The sequence below is a fragment of the Trichococcus sp. genome, assembly GCF_049684335.1.
Taxonomy (GTDB): domain Bacteria; phylum Bacillota; class Bacilli; order Lactobacillales; family Aerococcaceae; genus Trichococcus.
In genome coordinates, this window is sequence record NZ_JBAVFV010000045.1 from 145,232 (window position 1) to 165,220 (window position 19,989).

20 protein-coding genes are annotated in these 19,989 nt (G+C 46.3%); 4 read left to right on the top strand and 16 right to left on the bottom strand.

Going from position 1 to position 19,989, the window contains the following annotated elements; translation table 11 throughout:
* Positions 1 to 42 precede the first annotated feature (42 nt).
* The 4 genes from WBM30_RS08560 to nadC all read left to right on the top strand — a co-directional run bounded on the left by WBM30_RS08560 (position 43) and on the right by nadC (position 3,945).
* Positions 43 to 699 (top strand): DUF2202 domain-containing protein, encoded by a 657-nt coding sequence (locus WBM30_RS08560; RefSeq protein ID WP_424900320.1) that lies wholly within the window; start codon positions 43 to 45, stop codon positions 697 to 699.
* A 223-nt stretch (positions 700 to 922) separates the two neighbouring features.
* Positions 923 to 1,852, top strand: a complete 930-nt coding sequence (gene nadA / locus WBM30_RS08565; RefSeq protein WP_424900321.1) for a quinolinate synthase NadA — start codon at positions 923 to 925, stop codon at positions 1,850 to 1,852.
* Entirely contained in the window at positions 1,839 to 3,119 is a 1,281-nt protein-coding gene (locus tag WBM30_RS08570) for an L-aspartate oxidase (protein WP_424900322.1), read from the top strand. Before nadA ends, WBM30_RS08570 begins: the two co-directional genes overlap by 14 nt.
* Complete coding sequence (gene nadC, locus WBM30_RS08575) at positions 3,109 to 3,945, top strand: carboxylating nicotinate-nucleotide diphosphorylase (protein ID WP_424900323.1); 837 nt, start codon at positions 3,109 to 3,111, stop codon at positions 3,943 to 3,945. The genes WBM30_RS08570 and nadC overlap by 11 nt, the downstream gene beginning before the upstream one ends.
* A gap of 119 nt (positions 3,946 to 4,064) precedes the next feature.
* Here nadC and WBM30_RS08580 read toward each other — a convergent pair whose 3' ends face one another.
* From WBM30_RS08580 to WBM30_RS08655, 16 genes are all read right to left on the bottom strand, one after another.
* The gene (locus WBM30_RS08580) at positions 4,065 to 4,583 is read right to left on the bottom strand and encodes a carboxymuconolactone decarboxylase family protein (protein ID WP_424900324.1); all 519 of its coding nucleotides are present in this window, start codon (positions 4,581 to 4,583) and stop codon (positions 4,065 to 4,067) included.
* A gap of 168 nt (positions 4,584 to 4,751) precedes the next feature.
* Positions 4,752 to 5,000: a helix-hairpin-helix domain-containing protein gene (locus tag WBM30_RS08585; protein ID WP_424900325.1), complete on the bottom strand. Its 249-nt coding sequence runs from the start codon at positions 4,998 to 5,000 to the stop codon at positions 4,752 to 4,754.
* A 30-nt stretch (positions 5,001 to 5,030) separates the two neighbouring features.
* Positions 5,031 to 5,534, bottom strand: coding sequence for a hypothetical protein (locus WBM30_RS08590; RefSeq protein ID WP_424900326.1), 504 nt, complete (start codon positions 5,532 to 5,534; stop codon positions 5,031 to 5,033).
* Positions 5,535 to 5,851: 317 nt separating this feature from the next.
* Positions 5,852 to 6,643: a heliorhodopsin HeR gene (heR, locus tag WBM30_RS08595; protein ID WP_424900327.1), complete on the bottom strand. Its 792-nt coding sequence runs from the start codon at positions 6,641 to 6,643 to the stop codon at positions 5,852 to 5,854.
* A gap of 100 nt (positions 6,644 to 6,743) precedes the next feature.
* Positions 6,744 to 7,364: a DUF2238 domain-containing protein gene (locus tag WBM30_RS08600; protein ID WP_424900328.1), complete on the bottom strand. Its 621-nt coding sequence runs from the start codon at positions 7,362 to 7,364 to the stop codon at positions 6,744 to 6,746.
* Positions 7,365 to 7,379: 15 nt separating this feature from the next.
* Positions 7,380 to 8,795 carry a deoxyribodipyrimidine photo-lyase gene (locus WBM30_RS08605; protein WP_424900329.1) on the bottom strand — a complete coding sequence of 472 codons (1,416 nt, stop codon included), beginning with the start codon at positions 8,793 to 8,795 and terminating at the stop codon, positions 7,380 to 7,382.
* A 142-nt stretch (positions 8,796 to 8,937) separates the two neighbouring features.
* The gene (locus WBM30_RS08610; RefSeq protein ID WP_424900330.1) at positions 8,938 to 9,360 is read right to left on the bottom strand and encodes an HIT family protein; all 423 of its coding nucleotides are present in this window, start codon (positions 9,358 to 9,360) and stop codon (positions 8,938 to 8,940) included.
* Positions 9,361 to 9,579: 219 nt separating this feature from the next.
* Positions 9,580 to 10,155 (bottom strand): methyltransferase family protein, encoded by a 576-nt coding sequence (locus tag WBM30_RS08615; protein WP_424900331.1) that lies wholly within the window; start codon positions 10,153 to 10,155, stop codon positions 9,580 to 9,582.
* 42 nt (positions 10,156 to 10,197) lie between these two features.
* Complete coding sequence (locus WBM30_RS08620) at positions 10,198 to 10,461, bottom strand: hypothetical protein (RefSeq protein ID WP_424900332.1); 264 nt, start codon at positions 10,459 to 10,461, stop codon at positions 10,198 to 10,200.
* A 49-nt stretch (positions 10,462 to 10,510) separates the two neighbouring features.
* Positions 10,511 to 11,041, bottom strand: a complete 531-nt coding sequence (locus tag WBM30_RS08625) for a DUF2703 domain-containing protein (protein WP_424900333.1) — start codon at positions 11,039 to 11,041, stop codon at positions 10,511 to 10,513.
* 83 nt (positions 11,042 to 11,124) lie between these two features.
* A complete protein-coding gene (locus WBM30_RS08630; RefSeq protein ID WP_424900334.1) occupies positions 11,125 to 11,724 on the bottom strand; it encodes a hypothetical protein in 600 nt (199 codons plus the stop codon).
* Positions 11,725 to 11,960: 236 nt separating this feature from the next.
* The gene (ytvI, locus tag WBM30_RS08635) at positions 11,961 to 13,040 is read right to left on the bottom strand and encodes a sporulation integral membrane protein YtvI (RefSeq protein WP_424900335.1); all 1,080 of its coding nucleotides are present in this window, start codon (positions 13,038 to 13,040) and stop codon (positions 11,961 to 11,963) included.
* A gap of 502 nt (positions 13,041 to 13,542) precedes the next feature.
* Positions 13,543 to 14,649 (bottom strand): NADH-dependent flavin oxidoreductase, encoded by a 1,107-nt coding sequence (locus WBM30_RS08640; RefSeq protein ID WP_424900336.1) that lies wholly within the window; start codon positions 14,647 to 14,649, stop codon positions 13,543 to 13,545.
* A 530-nt stretch (positions 14,650 to 15,179) separates the two neighbouring features.
* Complete coding sequence (gene mgtA / locus WBM30_RS08645) at positions 15,180 to 17,804, bottom strand: magnesium-translocating P-type ATPase (protein WP_424900337.1); 2,625 nt, start codon at positions 17,802 to 17,804, stop codon at positions 15,180 to 15,182.
* A gap of 508 nt (positions 17,805 to 18,312) precedes the next feature.
* The gene (locus WBM30_RS08650; protein ID WP_424900338.1) at positions 18,313 to 19,137 is read right to left on the bottom strand and encodes an oxidoreductase; all 825 of its coding nucleotides are present in this window, start codon (positions 19,135 to 19,137) and stop codon (positions 18,313 to 18,315) included.
* A 158-nt stretch (positions 19,138 to 19,295) separates the two neighbouring features.
* On the bottom strand, positions 19,296 to 19,952 hold the full coding sequence (locus WBM30_RS08655; protein ID WP_424900339.1) for a GyrI-like domain-containing protein: 657 nt from the start codon (positions 19,950 to 19,952) through the stop codon (positions 19,296 to 19,298).
* Positions 19,953 to 19,989 lie beyond the last annotated feature (37 nt).

A 19,989-nucleotide genomic window follows, 5' to 3' on the forward strand; every position in this document is an offset into this window, starting at 1 on the left:
ATCCCAATCACTCCTATCGCTTAAACTGAAAGGACGAAAAAAATGAACAGTAAGAAGAAACTCTACGGATCGGCCACATTGTTGAGTCTGTTGTTATTGGCCGGTTGTACCGCAAACGATGATACAGAAACAAATGATTCTTCAGCAGTAGGCTCATCGGAAATGGTCGAAAGCAGGTCAGAAGCAGCCAGCAGTTCCGAACAAGATGAATCCATGATGGAAGACAGCGAAGAAGGCGACAAGGAAGAAGACGATTCTAATGAAGCACCTTATATATACGGTGCAGTCGGAGCCTTGGCGGACAACGATCTGACGATGGAAGAAATGTTCACATATGCCATCCAGGATGAGCAATTGGCCAATGGAGAATATACCTACGTACTGGAAACTTTCGGAGATCAAGCTCCATTCAACAACATCGTATCAGCTGAAGCACAGCATATCTCTGAAATGACCGTTCTGTTCGAAAAATACAACTTGGCGATTCCGGCTGACGAATCGGCAGACCACCTAAAACAGGCAGCGGATATCAAGGAAGGTTTGGAGAACTGCGCCACAGGAGAAGTGGATAATATCGCGATGTACAACAAATTCCTCGAACAGGACATCCCGGATGACGTTCGTGCAACTTTTACGGCTTTGCGCAATGCTTCGGAAGGACATCTGGATGCGTTCAATAAGAGCCTCGAAAAATATTAAGAAGTCACACACATAAAAAGCCTTTCTCCAAAATTGGGAAAGGCTTTTTTGCATCGATCACTGTTGATGGGTAGCTGATGCTATTTGATGAATTCTGTTAGTCTCGAAATGAAATGGCCAAATAAGCTCCATAAGTTCTTTTCTTCACAAGGTGTCTTGACACCTGTAAAGTTACGTGATATAGTCGTTTTCATTAAACTATCATAAAAAAGGGGTCGCAACCATGGATGAACTTACGGAAAGAATATTGCAGCTGAAAGCAGAAAAAGATGCCGTCATTCTCGCACACTACTACGTTCCTGGAGCCGTTCAAGATATCGCAGATTTTATCGGGGATTCGTACTATTTGAGCAAAATTGCAGCACAAGTCACGGAAAAAGTGATCGTTTTCTGCGGCGTCGCCTTCATGGGCGAAAGCGCGAAGATGCTGAATCCGGAGAAAATCGTCCTGATGCCTGACCTGCAAGCGGATTGTCCGATGGCCCATATGGTCAAAATCCGCGACATCCAGAAAATCCGCGAAACTTACGAAGATGTGGCCGTCGTCTGCTACATCAATTCCACCGCTGAAATCAAAGGCTATGCCGATGTCATCGTCACGTCATCGAACGCGAAAAATGTCATCGCCGCACTTCCCAACCGCTACATTTACTTCATTCCCGACGAGCACTTGGGCAGATACATTTCCCGTCAGCTTCCCGAGAAAACCTTCCTCTTCAATGACGGCTATTGCCCGGTCCATACCAGCATCCGCGTTGTCGATGTCCTGAAGATGAAACGCGACCTTCAGCAAGCCGAAATTCTGGCCCACCCTGAATGCAAAGAGGCAATCCTTGATCTGGCTGATTTTGTCGGTAGTACATCGGACCTCGTCGCCTATACCGAAAAGAGCCCATCCCAGGATTTCATCATCTGCACGGAGATCGGCGTCATCCATGAAATGGAAAAACGGTCGCCGGGCAAAAGGTTCCATGCCCCTTCCGTCGGTCAGGTCTGTCCCGACATGAAACTTAATACCGTGGAGAAGATCATCTATGCTCTGGATACTTTCGAACCTGTTGTGGAAATGGATGAAGCATTGCGCATAAAAGGACTGCAACCGTTGGAACGGATGCTGGAATTGGCCGAGGTGAAGACTCATGCGCAACTATGATGTCCTCATCATCGGAACTGGAGTAGCCGGTCTTTTCGCAGCCCTCAACCTCGGCTGCGACAAAAAAATCCTGATCGTCACCAAGGGGACTTTGGAAGAGAATGATTCCTTCCTTGCCCAAGGCGGCATCTGCGTCCAGCGCGACGAAACGGATTTCGAGTCCTTCCTAGAGGATACGCTGCGTGCTGGCCACTACGAAAATAACGAAGCGGCAGTTGCAATCATGATCAATCATTCACAAGAAATCATCGATGATCTAATCGATTTGGGCGTCGCTTTCGACAAAAAGGGCGCCTTCTTTTCCTATACAAAAGAAGGCGCCCACTCCAGAGCCCGAATTTTGCATTGCAAAGATATGACAGGCAAAGAAATCAACAGCAAACTGATTGCCGGGGTCAAAGAACTGAAGAATGTGACTATCCTGGAGAACAGCACGCTTGTCGATCTGTTGGTTGCCGACGATCGTTGCCACGGTGCAGTGCTCCGCGACAAATTTGGTAAGCTTTACAATGTCTATGCCCAAAACACGCTGCTTGCCACCGGCGGAATCGGCGGCCTATTCAGCAAATCGACCAACTTCGCGCATCTGACAGGCGACGCCATCGCCGTTGCGCTGAAGCACGGCATCCGCGTCAAAGATATGGATTACGTCCAGATTCACCCGACTTCGCTGTATACCGGCAGACCAGGCAGAGCATTCCTGATGTCGGAATCGCTGCGCGGGGAAGGCGCCATCCTTGTCGGAAAAGATGGCCAACGCTTCGCTGATGAACTTCTGCCGCGCGACCTGCTGACAAAAGAAATCTACGCTCAGATGGAGAAAGATCGCTTGCCCTATGTCCGGATGCTCTTGAAAGGACATATCGACGGACCGATTTCCGAAAGGTTCCCGGGCATCCACGCCCATTGCCTGCAGGAAGGTTATGATCTGACCGAGGACTACATCCCGGTCGTGCCCGCCCAGCATTACTTCATGGGCGGCATCGAAGTCGATCTGCAGAGCAAAACTTCATTGGCGAACCTATACGCAGCCGGAGAGACGAGCTGCAACGGCGTCCACGGGAAGAACCGCCTGGCGAGCAACTCGCTGTTGGAAAGCTTAGTATTCAGTAAAAGTGCTGCCCAAGCCATCGATGCGGAATCCCAGCGCGCGCTTCCTTATCCGTTTCCCGAACCGGATGCCCGTTCCATCGCGGACGGTTTGAATGAAGCTACAAGAAATCTATTAGAATTAATCGGAATCGAGGAGGAAGCCCATGCAAAATAATATGGATCGCCTGATTTTGGCGGCGCTCGACGAGGATATCCCAACCGAGGATCTCTCGACCAATGCCATCATCACAGGTTATGTAAAAGGCAAAGCGCAACTGTTGTGCAAACAGGACGGCATCATTGCGGGGCTGTCCGTCTTTGCCAGGGCTTTCACCCTCCAAGACGACACGATCGAAGTGATTTTCCATTGCCAGGAGGGAGATGCTGTCCAATCGGGAGAACTTTTGGCTGAAGTGATCGGCGACATCCGGATCATCCTGACCGGCGAACGCACAGCCCTGAATTATCTCCAGCACATGAGCGGTATCGCCACGCATACCCGCAAAATCGTCGACTTGCTTGAAGGCAGTGGCATCACGCTGCTCGACACCCGCAAGACGACACCAAACAACCGGATTTTCGAAAAATATGCTGTGAAGGTCGGCGGCGGTCACAATCACCGCTTCAGCCTATCCGACGGCATTATGCTGAAGGACAACCATATCGCTGCGGCAGGTGGCATCAAGCAGGCTGTCGCTGCTGCGCGGGAATATGCTTCCTTTGTGCATAAAATCGAGGTTGAAGTGGAAAACTTGGAGATGGTAAACGAAGCGCTCGAGGCGAAAACCGACATCATCATGTTGGATAACATGACTCCGGCCGAGATGAAGGAAGCCGTCCGTTTGATTGACGGGCGCGCCTTGGTGGAGTGCTCCGGCAACCTCACCGCTGAAAACATCGCCGCCTTGCGCGACACCGGTGTGGATTACCTTTCATCAGGCGCTCTGACCCACTCTTCGGCAATCCTCGATCTGTCGCTGAAGAATCTGGAACGGATCTGACGGAAATCTATTGCTGTTAAACGTGAATAAGCTGTGGATAAACCATTTGAATGGTCTGTCCACAGCTTATTCTTTTTCGTTATCCACAAACGAATCCACATGTTTCTCTAAAAAATACCTCAGAAACTGATGATCGGTTTCTTGAACATGCCATCAATCACAGCCTGGAGCAGAGTCAGCGGCAGATAGACGATGATGCTCAACATCATCGTTAATTCATACAGCAGACTACTTTTTTTGACTGGTTTGCCTTTTAAGCGGCTAGCGAAGGCACTGAACGCGATGCCATGGGCGTTGCCGACCATGATGGCGCGAACGGCACCCAAAATCCCTTTCGCCTTGTCTTCCCCATAGAGCGAAACGATCCGGTCCCAGGATTCTTCGGTCGGATAGCCTCTCCTGTCGGCATAATGTTGGGCGAAAAGGTACGCCGGCATTTCGTCGACAGGTATTTCTTCAGCGGATCCGGACAACAATTGCTTGATTTCTTCCGCAGCCATTCCTTGTTCGAGAGCCATTTTCGTGTGGGCATAGGAGCAAACTTCACAGCCATTGACTTCCGTCACTCCCAGCATGATCCTTTCGATAAATTCCGGACTCAATTCTTTTTTCTTTTTGGCCTTGATCATGTATTTCATTGTGCGGATTCCCTCGTACAATATCGTATAAAATTCCCTTACTGAGTATATTTTCTTATAGAATTCCTGCGCCATTATTGTCTCCTTCACCCTGTAAGTCTTCGACAGATTTGTTAAAAATCATTATACCCCTGCAGGTATAATTAGTAAAGAGGACGGTTTGGCTGCCTATCCATTTTTCCAGTTCCACCACTTCAGCTTTTCAGGATCCGGACATGGTTCGGTCGCATAATAGACGGCGCAGCGAAAAGTATACAGTACACATGGATCTTGCCGAAAACCGGATATCCGGTTCAAACGCTCATAAAGTTCCTGCGGATCCTTATCGCGCAGGTCCTCGATGGTATTTATCCCCAATGAAACCAGGGTAGCCGCCATCTTCGGCCCGATGCCTGGGATTTGCTGCAGTTCTTTCATCTTGACTTCCCCCTCAATTCTATTTCCTTATTACCAATAAAACAGTTTAAGGACCGCAAAGCCTATGCCACCACAGACAACCCCGCCGATTGCAGAATAGACACATCCAATCAAAAAGCCCCGGAAATGAAAGTAGTAATCCTTATAGGCTGGATGTCCCTCACTGCCCGGCAGAATCATAAATTTAGGCTGAATCGTACAAAAAATCAACCAATCCATGACAAGGAGATCAACACTGTTCCAAACGATGCACATGACAAAAATATGCAGCATCGGCACCCAGAACGCAACTTCAGCTGCGCCGTATGTTGTGATGACGCTGAAAAACAGATAACCGACCAAAATGATGAGTGCCGGAACGATGATCCATTTGTATATCTTCTTGTTTACGGGAGGCAGTACCACAACTGCTTGGATTTCCTTGGGGTAGTCATGCACTAGCTGCTGAGGCATCTTCCAAAGTGTCAAAGCAATGACAGCCGCCCAAAGCAACGACCAAATAAATCCATCCCTGAAGGCTTGAGACATATCCATTGTTCTTCCCCTTCCTTTCGGACATTTTTTAGATGCCAACTGCATTCTGTTCTTTAAAACCATTGTAGACCTTGTCCCCCGCGAATGCCAATAATGGCATTCCGGGTAAAAACCGAAAAAATCGGCCAGGTTGGGCATCCATCAGAAGCTTTCTGGTGGACGCCCAACCTGGCCGGCTGAAGCATGATCATTCGAGTGCAAGCAACACAGAAAATAGTCGCCTTTCCTCTACACATTCAATATACACTTCTTTTGTAAACTGTATTGAAAAATACTGTCATTTTTTTGTAAAGTCTATCGCCTATAGATAAGCTTCATCACGGCTGCATCGCTCCGAAAAGCACAAGCCAAGCCAGGATCGATTTCGCAACCAGACTGAGCACGATATAGACCCGCTCCCCGTAGAGGTAGTCCGCCCATTTTCCGACTTTCTTGTACTGCAGAATCATGTTGATCGGGAAAGTGTTGAAAGCAACGAAATAAGTGCCGACGATTGCCCAGACAAACCAAGGCACCTCACCGAAATTGCCGGTCCCGAACATGTAGAGCAAGATGGCGATCCATGGTGCAATTCCGGCAATCGAGCCCCAAATGAACGGCCCCCATTGGATGTTATCTTTTGAATGGCCCGCATTCAGCTGCTCCATCACGAGCCCGAAGAGATTCATGGTAGCGTTGACAATGAAGATCAGAATGAGCGAAGCGATATCGTAGATACCGAACAAAGTGGAGATCAAAACAATCATGATTGACGAACTGAGTGCATACTCGAACCAGCGGAATTTGTTGATACCCTTTGCCAAATCAGCATTATAGATCGCATTCAGATTTTTGGGAATTGAAATCAAGGCATGCGCAATGGCGGAAATAAACAAGAACGAAGCGACGAGGATACCGAACGGCAATTCGAAAAGGACACGCGAAGCCGTTTCCAGCGAACGCGTTTCGGGATTGAAGGCCAAATAGAATTGGCTGATTTCAGGACTGAACTCACCGATTTTCTGGATGACGTTCGTTGCCAAAAACAGCATCGCAATCCCTTGGACCAGATGGAGTCCACCCATGGTCAGATTGAAGCGACGTAATTTTTCTGTGGTTATCTCTTTCATGATGATGTTCCTTCTTTCTGTAATGACTGTAAAATAATGACAATTAACCGTTCCATTTACTGCATAAAACTATTCATCAACCAGAATTCCATTTACCACCTCATTTCTTTTCCATTTGTTTATCATGAAAAGGTCCAAACACAAACACCGCCAGAGTCGCACCGATCAATGCCCATATCATATCCCAAAGGCTGTCAAAGGCGTCACCCTGAGTCCCCATCACAGTATCGGCGGGCACATCCATGATTTTGACGATTGCGAATTCGCTCAGCTCATAGGCTGCACTGAAACCGAGGCAGGACAGAATGACGATGAGAGTCAGCATTTTGCCCTTCTTGACGTAACCGCCCCGCAGCAGAAACTCCTTGGCCAAAAAAGCTGGCACGAATCCTTGGGCGAAATGCCCCACCCGGTCAAAGTAATTGCGCTCCCAACCGAACTGTTCTTTCCATTGATTGAACAAAGGATTCTGGGAATAGGTAAAGTGCGCGCCGTACACCAACAACAAAGCATGCAAAAAAGCCATCACATAGACGAAGGTGCTGAAACGGAACTTCCGGTAAGTCACAATCAGCAAGAAAACGAGCAGGAGGGCAGGCGTCATCTGACCCATCCAAGCCAGCCGATCCAATGGACGGATGGCCGAAAAAATATACGCTATGATGAAAAGTACCAAAAGGATTATGTGCAAGGGTTCAGCCTTTTTACCATTGCCGGCCATCCATTCCGCCTCCTTCTATTTCCGTGACCGTTCCGCAACCTGATCCATATACAGCTGCATGTCGAACTTGCGCTTCAGACCTTTATCGTTCATGAAACGGACATTCCCGAAGATGGCCCGTTCCCCCCATGGCCGGTCGTGTTTGCCGAAGCACCAGCTCACCCCGGCGAAACCGTTCGGATCGCGGCCGTCCAACAGATACTTGTTGTTCAGATAAATGGCTTTGTGATAGGCTTCCTCCGGCGTGCTGCTCCACTCCAGAATTTTTTTGGCCCAATACATCCGCATGTACCCGTGCATTTTTCCGGTCAGATTCATCTCCAGCTGCGCGGCGTTCCAATAGTCGTCGTGGGTCTTGGCCTCTTCCAATTCCTCTAAAGAATACAAATATTCGCGCTCATCCGCCAAGTGCTTGGCCAACGTCTTTTTGGCCCAATCCGGAACAGCTGCGAAGGAATCGTACTGTTCATTGTAGTAAACAAAATTGACGGCCAATTCCCTTCTGACGACAAGCTCCTCGAGGAAACTTTGCTGGCTTTCGCTATCCATTCCCATCAGCCTGCGGTAAACATAGAGTGGCGAAATCTGGCCGAAATGGAGATAAGGACTCAGATTGGAGGTGAAGGACTCGCCAGGGCGGTTCTTCCGTTCGCTGTATCCGGCCAATTTATTTTCGATGAAATCCTCCAGCCAGCGTTTGGCTTCGCTAGTTCCGCCTATATAGTCGGAAACGCGCGGGACACTGCGGTCGATAGCCAACCCAGCCAAGGCCATTTCGGTATCCGAAACCTCATACGCCTCGAACAGAAGTTCCGCTGCGACGGATGGATGGTTGCAGACTGTCTCTTCCAGTGGTGCCAAACACTGTGGTAGGATTTTTTTCAGTTTGGAGCGCAAGGTCGCGGCGGAATACTCTTCTTTTGGGGAAGCCAGTTCGACCGGAACGACGACGTTGCTTTCGACCTGGACGACGGCACATTCCGCCCCCTCGGCTAAAGAAGCCCGCCATTGCCGCTCGATCCGGAGATAACCGCGGTCAACCACCAACAAGGCAGCCAGTTCAGAAAGCTCCAACGCCCCTTTTTCCGGCGATATTTTCCGGATCAGCAGTTGAATGCCGCGCTGCTCCAGTGCGGCTTTCGTTTCCTTCAGTCCTTCGAGCATGAACGCATAGTGGCGTTCATTGGCTTCCGGAAAGCCGTCCGTGATCCCGAAATAGACGACAAGCTGCTTCTCAAGCCGATTAGCCCGACGGATCGCATATTCCAGGGCATGGTTGTACTCCGCCCGCTGTGAACTCTGCATCCAGTAGACGACGTATGGTCGCTCCACCACTATGTTCTTATCGTTCAATTGCTTGATTCTTTCTTCCAGTATCATCCGTTTCCCCCACATTTCTTCGCGTTTATTGTCATACTTATTATAGAACATCGCATCCAATCCACCTATTTTGAAGATTCGGGTGTGAAAAGAAGAAGCACCTTGTTTAGTACCCCTCACTAAATAGATGCGCAAAAAAGCCGATTCCGTTTTTCGGAATCAGCTTTTTTTATTTAGGAATCATCACGCTCTCTTACATGTTTGTGCGGATTTGTTCAGCCAATGCTTCGTACGCATCGTCCGTCAGGGTAACGCGGCCTGGGTTCATGTCGAAAGTCGAACCCCATTCGAATGCGTCATCTTTGTATTTTGGCACCAAATGGAAGTGCAGGTGTTTGCCGGTATCGCCGTAAGCACCGTAGTTGACCTTTTCAGGGCTGAAGGCTTTGTGCAGCGCATTCGCAACTTTGGCGATGTCCGCGAAGTAGCCGTTGCGCTCTTCATCCGTGATGTTCACCAATTCGCTCACGTGGTCTTTGTAGGCAACGATCACACGGCCTTTATGGCTTTGTTCTTTAAAAACGTAGACTTTGCTGTAAGGCAATTCACAGCAAGGGTAACCGAATGCCAATACCATTTCGCCTTCCATGCAATAGGCGCAATTTTCATCTTTCATAAACACAGACCTCCTAGAAATATACTTCCGATCCATTATATCATGATTAAGCGCCTACATTTTGTCCATAATCCAACAGTCTTGCGGACAAAATGTGAACACACTGAATCCGTACTCAATTCAAGCGGTACTCATTGTCATGCTATTCCGCTTCCGGGGAGGCAATCAAATAGAACGTATTGCTGCCTGACATGACCATTTTATCGGAATACCGCCTCTTCAAAAGTATCTTCTCGTTTTCTTCTGATAATCTGTATATTCTTTTCCAAATGCTTTGGATAGGAACTTCTCCTCTTCCAATATTTGAAGATGAAGGAGGAATAACAGCATGCAGGAAAAGATGATATTGAACAGATTGGAAAACAACAACGCCATTCCGATAAAGAACAAATCAAATCCGACAAAGCCTGGATTTCTGCTGTACTTATATACACCCGTCATTATCAATCCAGTCTTCTGATTGTAATCAATGCCGCCTCTCCAACTGTCGCCCAACGTTGCCATGGCTACAATCAATGTTATGATCCCCGCAACGGAAAGAGCAACCCCAAAGTATCTGACAGAATCATGCTGTATGATGACAGGCAGTTTTTCGTTGAATAAAATAGTCAGGAATTGGGCCAATGCTGTCAGCACTAGCGTGATTACCAGGCCAACTTCAATGAAAATTGTTTTTTGAGGTTTATCGCCACTTCCGATTTGGATAGTCTTTATGCCGTGTCTGCTTTGCACAAACATTTTGATGTAGAAGCTAATATAAAAGGAAAAATACAGTATCAACCCAATAATTTTCACAGTCAGCACCTCAATATTTTCCGAGTTGCATCTAGAATACGATCAGTCTTGAATGAAAAGACTGTGTGTCAGCAAAAATAAGATGACCACAACGCCAAAGATCAATGCACAGTAAACCAAGATTGTTCGTTCCTTTCGGAGTGCCTTTATGCTGAGGACTATAGCAGCCAACTCCAGGAGAATGGTAACTAATAATATGAAACCCATCGTTTCGAAAAGAAAAAATATCACCAGCGACACAATACTAGCCGACGTCAATCCTACCGCCCATTTCCCCGCGCTACTTTCTGGAACTACCTTCATCATAATTCTCCTCCCAACTTATGGTAACTTTTGGCATAGTTCTCTGCTTTTCTCATTCCTCTTTCTTTGCCGTAATCCCAGTGAAGAACGCTCTTAGATTATCCGGCAGCATATACTCCTTTTTGGATTTTGGAGATTCTGAATGCCCTCCATAGACTTCTTTCAGAATTGCATTCACGATCATTGCTTTTGGTGGTTCGGGATGTTCCACACCTTCATAAACCCAGGACCTGCAATCTACAGAATCCCCGCAAATATCCCCGCAATCCTTACATAAGGTTTCCGTAACATCCAAAGCAATATCGTTACCGTTGATCCTTATTGTTGGCGAGCTGAGAAATTCATATTCGATTGCCACCTCGGGCGATGAAATATTTACTTTATTTACACTCACATCATGGCCAGCGGATTTCAAAACCGCCGAAACTTCATTTATTGCCTGCTCCAAATTACTTTCAGCCCCCTGACACCTTTTGCATGTATTTAAATCCAGATACAAGAAATCGATGTCAATTTTCTTTTTTGCTTGCTTTTGTGGGCAGCACTCACCACTGCAAGAACAGCCATCTTTGTTATTACTCATAATTCCCTTCACCTTTCTTGAGGACAGCGCGTTGAGTTTATTTTTCCTATACTCAGAAATGACCCGAATCGTGAAGACGGTCTTCATTCATCTGCATAGCCAAAATACGCCAGAATTTTCTCCAGCACTTGGTATTCGGGGACATAGCCATAACCGGCTGATTGATCTTCGCTGATGCTGAACGGCGCCGATCCGATCATTGTTTCCTCATGGATAATGGTGCCGGCTGCCCTGTCCAGGATGGTAATTTGGACATAGCGCGTGTAGGCAATCCCTTCATTTGAGTAGGTTCCCGTCTCCATATAATAGCTTCGCAACTTCACCAGCACGTTCATCTCGGCATCCGAGTTGGCCTGCAGTTCCTCCGGCAAATCGAGATAGTGCGGAGAATACACGTATTTTTCTCCTGTGCCTTCCTCAACGGATTCATCGTTTTCGATGATGAACACTTTGGCTGAAGTAGGCACCAGCCCTTCCGCAAAAATGCCTTGGATAGCCGCATAGGCATCCACATTCCCGATCAGATCGCTGCTTTCCAGTTCGCTGATTTGGCTCTCCCTGATCGCTTCCGGATCAGAAGATGAGGCTGCTTCGTCGCTCGATGAACCGCAACCCGAAAAGATAAACAGCAACAGGGTCACGATGAAGAAAAACGTGCATCGGCGTTGGGTATTTTTGATCATCTGAAGTCCCTCCTCGGACTGAAAAAACTTATGACAAAGGAAGACAATCGACTATATAGCGCATTTGTAACCGCTCTTTTTCGCCCTCATTATAACATATCACCAGCCCCGGAATCGCGTGCGGCTCTACTTGATACAACGCAAAAAAGACCATACAGATCACTCGCCCGACTAAAGCGTGATCCGTATGGTCTTCTATAATTTAACTATTTTGTAAATAATTGAGCATTAATTCATCATTTGAATAGCTTTATCGTTCCAGTATCATTTAGATGCTTCAGCAAGGATAATGTAATAGGGAATCCGAACAATCCAATAACGCCTATTAAGTTAACTCCTACAAACATACTCATTAGTGTCACAACAGGGTGCAGCCCCAATTGTCCGCCAACAATTTTCGGTTCCAGAACATTCCTTACAATCGTCACTATTATATAAACAACCATTATTCCGATTGACACTTGATAATTTCCTTGGATAAAAGTGATGAGTGTCCATGGAATCATTATGCCACCCGTACCCAATACGGGCAATATATCGAATATCGCAATTATGAAGGCAATCAATATTGCATTTGGGATCCCAATGACAGAAAATCCTATGGAAAGTTCGATAAAAGTAATACCCATAATTAACAGGTATGAACGGACCACCACAAAAAGCGTGTGGAATAGGTATTGTTTAATCTTATGAATAACTTCATTATTTCTGTTTGAGAACTGCCTTGATATGAATTTTTCTAAAGCGTCGTAATCCATTGCAATGAAGAAAGTCGAAATAATCATCAACACTATTTTCAGCAAAAATTCTGGTAATGATGACGCTATGCTTGATAAAGAACCCACAAGTGACAAAGAGATATTTTTGACATCCTCGCCTAGTGAATTGACAAATTGGTCAAATCCTTCGTTCAGAACATCTACAAGGGCCGGGTCCAAGCGATAAATAGCTTGTTCTATACCGTCAAAAGTGTTTATGAGATATGGCTCCAGTTGCGTGTCATATATCATCGGAAGCCCTGAAATGAGTGCTGTAACGACAGCTATTAATTTTACGCCAATCAACGAAAAGAGCAGTCCGATTGTACTGAAAAAAAGTAAGACGAGAACAACCGACACTATTTTCGGAGATATTTTTAACATTACCGCTAGTGATTTGGTTGGCCTTTTAAGCAAGTATGCAATCAAAAATGCAAAGATAAAAGGACTTATCAAATTAATTGCATAGTTGAAAAAGACATACGCAATGAGGGCAATCAGAAAAAAATAAATGGTATTTATGATAAAGCGTTTCTTTTTATTGTACTGAGATTCCATGTTGTCTCCAATCTATCAGATTATATTCAAGTACGTTTTTGCTTAAAGTATTAGGTTCTTGACGACTAGTCCAGTATTTCCAGAAAAAAAAACAGACTACAAAAACAGCATAAATAGGCTGTATCATGGTCTACAATAGTTAAATGACGTATTAAATTTTATTTGATTACGTTTAGGCATTACAAATAAACTTGCAACATATTTGATACTCGGCGTTTCCCCAGGTTCATCTTCCATTTTTGTCAATCCCTTTCGATATTTATACTTATATTCATAACCTACATTAAACCACTTACCTTGTCAATATCCTCATTTCCAGTTTCTATAGCAAGTAGGTGTGGATAATACTTAAGTTTCCACTAAATATATACAGGAGCCAATTTATTCATAACAAAATAAAAAGACCGTACAGACTCACCTTTTCAGGTAGTGCATACGGTCCCTTATGCTGATTATAATCATCCGTAAGTATAAACAAGACTGCCGATTAACATTCTTACGTTTATTTCCCCAAACGATCCGGCATCATGAATTCCATGAAGCCCCACACTCCGTTCGCCAGGAACAGTTCTTCGCGGTCATATTTGGATATTGCTTGGCGAATCAGCTCATCCTTTTGATCGAGGGCTTTCGCGCCCCAATGCGGATCGATCAGCAACGCACGGCCAACGGCAACAAGCTCCGAATGTTCCAATACATGCTCTGCATCTTCGCTTGTGCGGACGTCGCCGACGCCGACCAACGGCACGCGTCCGTTGATTTGCTCATGGATGTACGCCATCATACTTTTCTCTTTATGATCCTCAGAAACGGAAACCAGCTGGCTATCTCTCAAGGAAATATGCAGATAATCCAAGCCTTTATCGGCCAATTGGTCCACAAGGAACAATGTATCTGTAAAGCGGATGCCAGGATTTTCGTATTCCTCAGGGGAAAAGCGGTAACCGACGATAAAGTTTTCGGCGCCTGATTCATCCACGGTTGCTGTCACTTCATCCACCAATTTGTCGATGAAACTGAACCGTTTTTCCAGCGTGCCACCCCATTCGTCGTCTCTGCGGTTGGAGTGCGGCGAGAAGAATTGTTGCAACAGATAAGTATTGGCACCGTGGAGTTCCACACCATCAAAACCGGCTTCGATTGCGCGACGGGTCGCAGCTTTGAAGTTTTCGATCAAGTCCAGTACTTCGTCACCGGCCAATGCTCTCGGCGTTTCGGCATTCGGTCTTTCAGCGGCAACCGCACTCGGAGCCACTGGCTGAACGCCCCGCAAGACGCTTGAATCCGTCATGCGGCCACCATGGAAAATCTGCAGGATGGCTTTTGTGCCGTTTTTCTTGATGGCTGCAGCCAATTTGCTCAAACCCGGTATGAACACATCGGAAGCGACGCTCAATTCGCCTTCCCAGCCTTTGCCATCGTTCTGCACATTCGCTGCGCCTGTGATAATCGCGCCGATTTCGCCGGAACGAAGCGCATAATAATTGATTTCGTCGGATGTCACGACACCGTCATAGAAACTCATCTTCGTCGTCATCGGCGCCATCATGATGCGGTTCTTCAGCTCAAGGCCGCGTTTGAAAGTCAGCTTACTGTTCATTGTTGACATATTTTTCTCTCCTCTTGGGTCGTTTTTATCATTTTACCGAGCCTGCCGGAAATATCCAAACATAACGCTCGGATCACTCACAATGCATGCACATGCATATATTTTATTACAAGTTACTTCCTTTTGCAAGGGGTGACACTTTGAAGTATTTTCGAAAAAAACGTCCCACTGCAGTTTTGTATGCAGCAGGGCATTTTTTAAATTTATCAATTCTTTGGACATGTCAGCCTTTTCGGCCACCAAAGGCTCTTTATTAGTAGTAGGCGTATGCATTATCAAAACCAGTTTTGACACCTTATTCATTTTTCACGAAAAGGCGTTACCGACCCAGTAACAACTTTTGCGGGATAGCAGGTTTCTAATAAAGCCAAACACACAAAGTTGTTTACGCTTAGCTAATACTATTTTTTCCTATTGCGCCAATTCATCCCACGATTGAATCACTGATATTCCCGATGCATCCAGCGAAACTATTCACGAGTCAAGTCGCGAGCTTCCTCATAGCATCTTAAAATTCTGATTTTAACTGATCAATCGCCGAATTTACGGATAAACCAGGTTTTAACCAGTTGGGTGAGAAATACATAGCCCACCATCATGACGGTAAGTAGCAGCCAGTAAAACGAAGGCAGAGCGACAAAACCAAGCGTTTCCGCGAAAGGCGATATGGTAAGCCAGGCGGCTACAGCAACAATGGCGACTGAGGAAATAATCAGCGGCCAGCTTGCGCGGCTTTGGATAAAAGGAATTTTGTTCGTCCGGATAACATGGATGATCAGCGTCTGTGTGAAAATGGATTCCACAAACCAACCGGTATGGAACAAAGCGGGATTATTCCAAGCGTTGAACACATTGAGCATAATGAAAAATGTCAGATAATCGAATATCGAACTTATCGGGCCTATGACCAAGATAAACTTCTCGATTCCACTGATTTTCCATTGACGCGGCTTCTTCACCCAGTCTGAATCGACCTCATCGGTAGGGATGGTTGTTTGCGAAAAGTCGTACAATAAATTATTGGTCAAAACCTGTATCGGCAACATGGGAAGGAATGGCAGAAAAGCACTTGCGCCCACAACGCTGAACATATTCCCAAAGTTAGAACTGGCTGCCATCTTGATATACTTTATGATATTTCCGAATACGCGACGTCCTTCCATTACCCCCTGAGACAAAACCAGTAGATTGTTTTGCAACAGAATGATATCCGAGGATTCTTTGGCAATATCCACAGCACTGTCTACGGAGATGCCTACGTCAGCAGCTCTCAAAGCAGGCGCATCGTTGATGCCGTCACCCATAAACCCGACTACATGGCCATTGCTTTGAAGAGCGCGGATAATATGTTCTTTTTGATTTGGAGATAGCTTGGCAAATATGTTTATCGTATTAACAGCTTTCGCCAGTTCCTCCTCGCTCATAGCCTCGATTTGCGAACCAAGAAGAACATTATCAACCGCAAGCCCAACTTCCTTGCAGATATAGGTGGTTATAGCCTCACCATCACCTGTCAGAATCTTCACGTCTACACTCAGATCTGCTAATTGCTTCAATGCCCCCGTAGCAGACTCTTTAGGCGGATCAAGAAAAGATAAATACCCCAGCAGGATAAGCTCCGACTCGTCTTTAACCGCGTAAACCGGCTCATCCGATGCTCCCGGCATTTCCTTGTATGACAGGGCTATGACTCGGAAGCCTTGGGCGTTGAGATCATCCACGATTTTCTTTGTGCTGTCCGTATATTCAGGCAGCATGGGCAAAACTTTCCCCTCAATTTCCACACTGCTGCAACACGCCATGATTTCTTCTACAGCACCCTTGCAAATCATTGTATTCATACCGGTTTCATCCTCTACAATGACCGACATGCGTTTGCGGGTGAAATCAAAAGGGATTTCATCAATTTTATGGTACTTCACGTTTGCCTGCAGGGTTCCTTCCAAATCGCCATGTTTCAGGATCGCTTCATCGGTGATGTTCTTCAATCCTGTATGGTGGTAGCTGTTCAGGTATCCGTAATGCAGCACTTTTTCGCTTTCTTCTCCGCGTACATCGAGATGCTTTTCCAAACCGATTTTCCCCTCTGTGAGGGTGCCGGTCTTATCTGTGCACAACACGTCCATGGCCCCAAAATTTTGAATGGCGTTCAGACGCTTTACGATGACCTTCTTGCGGGACATCATCAGCGCGCCCTTGGAAAGGTTGACCGATACGATCATAGGCAGCATTTCCGGAGTCAAGCCTACTGCGACAGCCATTGCAAAAAGAAAAGCCTCCAGCCAATTGTGTTTACTGATCCCATTTACAATGAATACCACGGGCACCATAATTCCTATAAAGCGGATCATCATCCAGGTGATCCCGTTGATCCCTTTATCAAAACTTGTTAATTCGCGCTGCTCCACAAGGCTGGTTGAAAGTGCCCCAAAATAGGTCTTTTCTCCTGTATGGACAGCTACCGCCATCCCTGTTCCGCTGACTACATTCGACCCTAAAAAGCAGAGATTTGCAATTTCAAGCGGATTATCCATATCTTTTGAGGCTGCAATAGATTTTTTCTCAATAGGCATGGCTTCTCCTGTAAGTGCCGCCTGATCGAGAAATAGATCTTTTGCAGAGATTATGCGCACATCCGCCGGGATCATGTCCCCCGCAGCGATGGTTATGATATCTCCTGGCACCAGCAACTTGAGCGATATCTCTTGTTCTTTCCCATCGCGAACAACCGTTGCCTTGTTGACGACCATCGCTTTAAGTGCTGCCGCTGCATTATCAGCGCGCATTTCCTGGAAGAAACGCAATACAATTCCCAGCACTATCATTACTGAAATGACCACTGTTGCCCGCAGATCTCCCGTAAGGTATGAGAGCACAGCAAGTGAAACCAGTAATATCACCAAGGGATTCTTTAGATTATTGATTAAATGCATGAGAACCGATTGAGGCTTTTCTTTTGCCAACTCGTTTAAACCATACTGCTGCAGCCGCAATGCAGCATCAGCTTCACTCAAACCAGTTAGTTGCGTTTCAAGCCGCTTCAAAACGGAATTCGTCTCCAATTCTGCTAACTCCAATAGTTCTTCTGAAAAAGTTTTTGCTGGTGCGCTATCCTGATTATGAGGCTGTTTTGAACTAGTGATTTTTTCTGACATGAAATATCACTCCTCTTAGACATAAAATATGGTTCATGAACGTTGAAGTGATTGAATGTTGTACTGACAGTGGACTTGAGTCAAAAGCACTGTCACAAAAGAGGGACGATTGCGTCATATAGAACTAGACATTTTTTACTTTTCCAGCATCTGGTATTCAGGGACATAGCCATAGTCTGATGATTCCTTCCAGCTGATAGTAAATGGAGCCGAACTGATCAGTGTTTCCTGATAGATGATGGTGTCTGTGCTTTAACCAGGACGGAAATGTCGACGTAGCGCGTATAGGCGTTCCCGCTAGACCGGAAAGATTACTCCGCGTTATCGCGAAAACGATTTTCTTCAAATTCATTATACCACTCCGTAAGAAAATACCTTTTTTCGTGCACACTTTTGCTCGCACGAAAACAAAAAAAGACTGTGAATGAGGCGTCACCCACTTCATCCACAATCCTTCATCGTTTTGTCCAGTTATATCGTTTATATTTTACGCAACCATCGCAACCAATCAGTAGTCAGTCTGTTTACTGATGGCGCTCCAGTCCTCGATTTCCTGCAATCTTTCTTTCATCTCGGCGGACACGATTTTCACTGCATCAGAACCAAGCAACAACCGTTTCGGAAGGTTTTCTTTTTTCATAGTTTCGTAGATGACTTCGCCCGCCTTGTCCGGATCACCGGGCTGGTCTTGGTTGTCTACAATGTTCTCTTTTCGGGTTTTCCAAGCGGTATCGGCATAATCTTCGATCTGCTTCTGCGTACCTTTCAGGGAAGTGTCGTAGAATTTGGTCCGGAAGGCGCCTGGTTCCACGGTCATCACTTTGATTCCCAACGGTGCGACTTCCTTCATCAAGCCGTCCGTCATCAATTCCAAAGCGGCCTTGGATGCGGCATAATAACCGGATCCGACGCCTGACCGGGTAGCTGCGATCGAGGAAACATTGATGATGGCGCCGTTTTTCTGTGCACGCATGTAAGGCAAGACTTGCTTGATCAATACAATTGGGCCGAAGAAATTGGTGTCGAACAGCAGATTTACGCTGCCTTCTTCGCCTTCTTCAACGGAAGAACGATAGCCGTAGCCTGCGTTGTTCACGAGGATGTCCACCCCGCCAAAATTATCCGCTGCCGCTTTCACGGCACCCGCGATACTTTCTTTATTTGTGATATCCAAAGGCACTGCAATAGCAGTGTCGGGATAATTTCCGATGATATCCGTCAGCGTGGCGACGTTTCTCGCAGTGATGACCGCGTTATCCCCGTTTTTTAAAACTGCTTTTGCGATTCCTCTGCCGATGCCGCTGGAACATCCTGTAATCAACCATGTTGTCATATTGTTTCCTTCCTTTCCGAAGCTGTTTATTTTGATCATTGCGCCTTTTAGCGAATCAAAATGGCGCCACTCGCATCACAAACAGAAGTATACACCTTGGAGTGCACTTCAAGGGAAGCGTTTTATTTTTGAAAATTACATTTCCACATTTTCTATTTTTATTTCCTGATCGGATGGCGGACGACCGTCTTCATCTTTTCCGGAGCTACTTTGCGTGGATCGTTCAGGTAAATTTCATGATGCCTGCGGATTGTACCGTCCGGACTTACTTCCGAAATGGCATTGACGTATCCATTGGCCGCAGCAAAATCGTCGATAGCCTTGACTGTCACTGCTTCCGTATCGTAGGGACCCAGATGCATCATCTGAACGCAAAGCCCTTCTGTGAACTCCGCCAACCTTGCCTTGGTGAGATCAAGCTCCGGTTTCTTTTTCTTCAATCCCTCAACGGCCCATCGGAATACTTCATCAGTGACAAATTCCGGCTGCCGAATCATCGCTGTCCAGATCAATTTGTCCTTTTGGCTCGTGTCAAAGGAGCGATCAAGCTCCGTCCACCAGAGGCCCTCCAATGGCGGAACGACATATTCGAAGAAATCCGCCGGGGCATTGCCGCTTTTGCTGCTCATTTTGATGGTGTAGGACAGCCCGTAAAGCATTTCGATTGCTTTTGCATATTCCCCCGATTCATCATTGGGGTTCCCCTTGCCGTCAACCATGATGAATTTCATTTTCGGCACATCGACGATCACAGGGACAGTCTTGGGCTGATAAAGATTCTTATATTCCTTTTTGAAATCTAATGGACTTGGCATTTCATTATTCCTCCCTTATCTGAATCGGCTAAACGAA

Bases quoted from the DNA above. Each gene is read 5' to 3' on its own strand.
- WBM30_RS08640 (WP_424900336.1), bottom strand. From the start codon at position 14,649: ATGTCAACAATGAACAGTAAGCTGACTTTCAAACGCGGCCTTGAGCTG.
- heR (WP_424900327.1), bottom strand. From the start codon at position 6,643: ATGAAAGAGATAACCACAGAAAAATTACGTCGCTTCAATCTGACCATG.
- ytvI (WP_424900335.1), bottom strand. From the start codon at position 13,040: ATGGAATCTCAGTACAATAAAAAGAAACGCTTTATCATAAATACCATT.
- WBM30_RS08600 (WP_424900328.1), bottom strand. From the start codon at position 7,364: ATGGCCGGCAATGGTAAAAAGGCTGAACCCTTGCACATAATCCTTTTG.
- nadA (WP_424900321.1), top strand. From the start codon at position 923: ATGGATGAACTTACGGAAAGAATATTGCAGCTGAAAGCAGAAAAAGAT.
- WBM30_RS08570 (WP_424900322.1), top strand. From the start codon at position 1,839: ATGCGCAACTATGATGTCCTCATCATCGGAACTGGAGTAGCCGGTCTT.
- WBM30_RS08620 (WP_424900332.1), bottom strand. From the start codon at position 10,461: ATGATGAAGGTAGTTCCAGAAAGTAGCGCGGGGAAATGGGCGGTAGGA.
- WBM30_RS08610 (WP_424900330.1), bottom strand. From the start codon at position 9,360: ATGAAAGATGAAAATTGCGCCTATTGCATGGAAGGCGAAATGGTATTG.
- nadC (WP_424900323.1), top strand. From the start codon at position 3,109: ATGCAAAATAATATGGATCGCCTGATTTTGGCGGCGCTCGACGAGGAT.
- mgtA (WP_424900337.1), bottom strand. From the start codon at position 17,804: ATGTCAGAAAAAATCACTAGTTCAAAACAGCCTCATAATCAGGATAGC.
- WBM30_RS08625 (WP_424900333.1), bottom strand. From the start codon at position 11,041: ATGAGTAATAACAAAGATGGCTGTTCTTGCAGTGGTGAGTGCTGCCCA.
- WBM30_RS08650 (WP_424900338.1), bottom strand. From the start codon at position 19,137: ATGACAACATGGTTGATTACAGGATGTTCCAGCGGCATCGGCAGAGGA.
- WBM30_RS08560 (WP_424900320.1), top strand. From the start codon at position 43: ATGAACAGTAAGAAGAAACTCTACGGATCGGCCACATTGTTGAGTCTG.
- WBM30_RS08655 (WP_424900339.1), bottom strand. From the start codon at position 19,952: ATGCCAAGTCCATTAGATTTCAAAAAGGAATATAAGAATCTTTATCAG.
- WBM30_RS08590 (WP_424900326.1), bottom strand. From the start codon at position 5,534: ATGGATATGTCTCAAGCCTTCAGGGATGGATTTATTTGGTCGTTGCTT.
- WBM30_RS08580 (WP_424900324.1), bottom strand. From the start codon at position 4,583: ATGAAATACATGATCAAGGCCAAAAAGAAAAAAGAATTGAGTCCGGAA.
- WBM30_RS08605 (WP_424900329.1), bottom strand. From the start codon at position 8,795: ATGTTCTATAATAAGTATGACAATAAACGCGAAGAAATGTGGGGGAAA.
- WBM30_RS08630 (WP_424900334.1), bottom strand. From the start codon at position 11,724: ATGATCAAAAATACCCAACGCCGATGCACGTTTTTCTTCATCGTGACC.
- WBM30_RS08585 (WP_424900325.1), bottom strand. From the start codon at position 5,000: ATGAAAGAACTGCAGCAAATCCCAGGCATCGGGCCGAAGATGGCGGCT.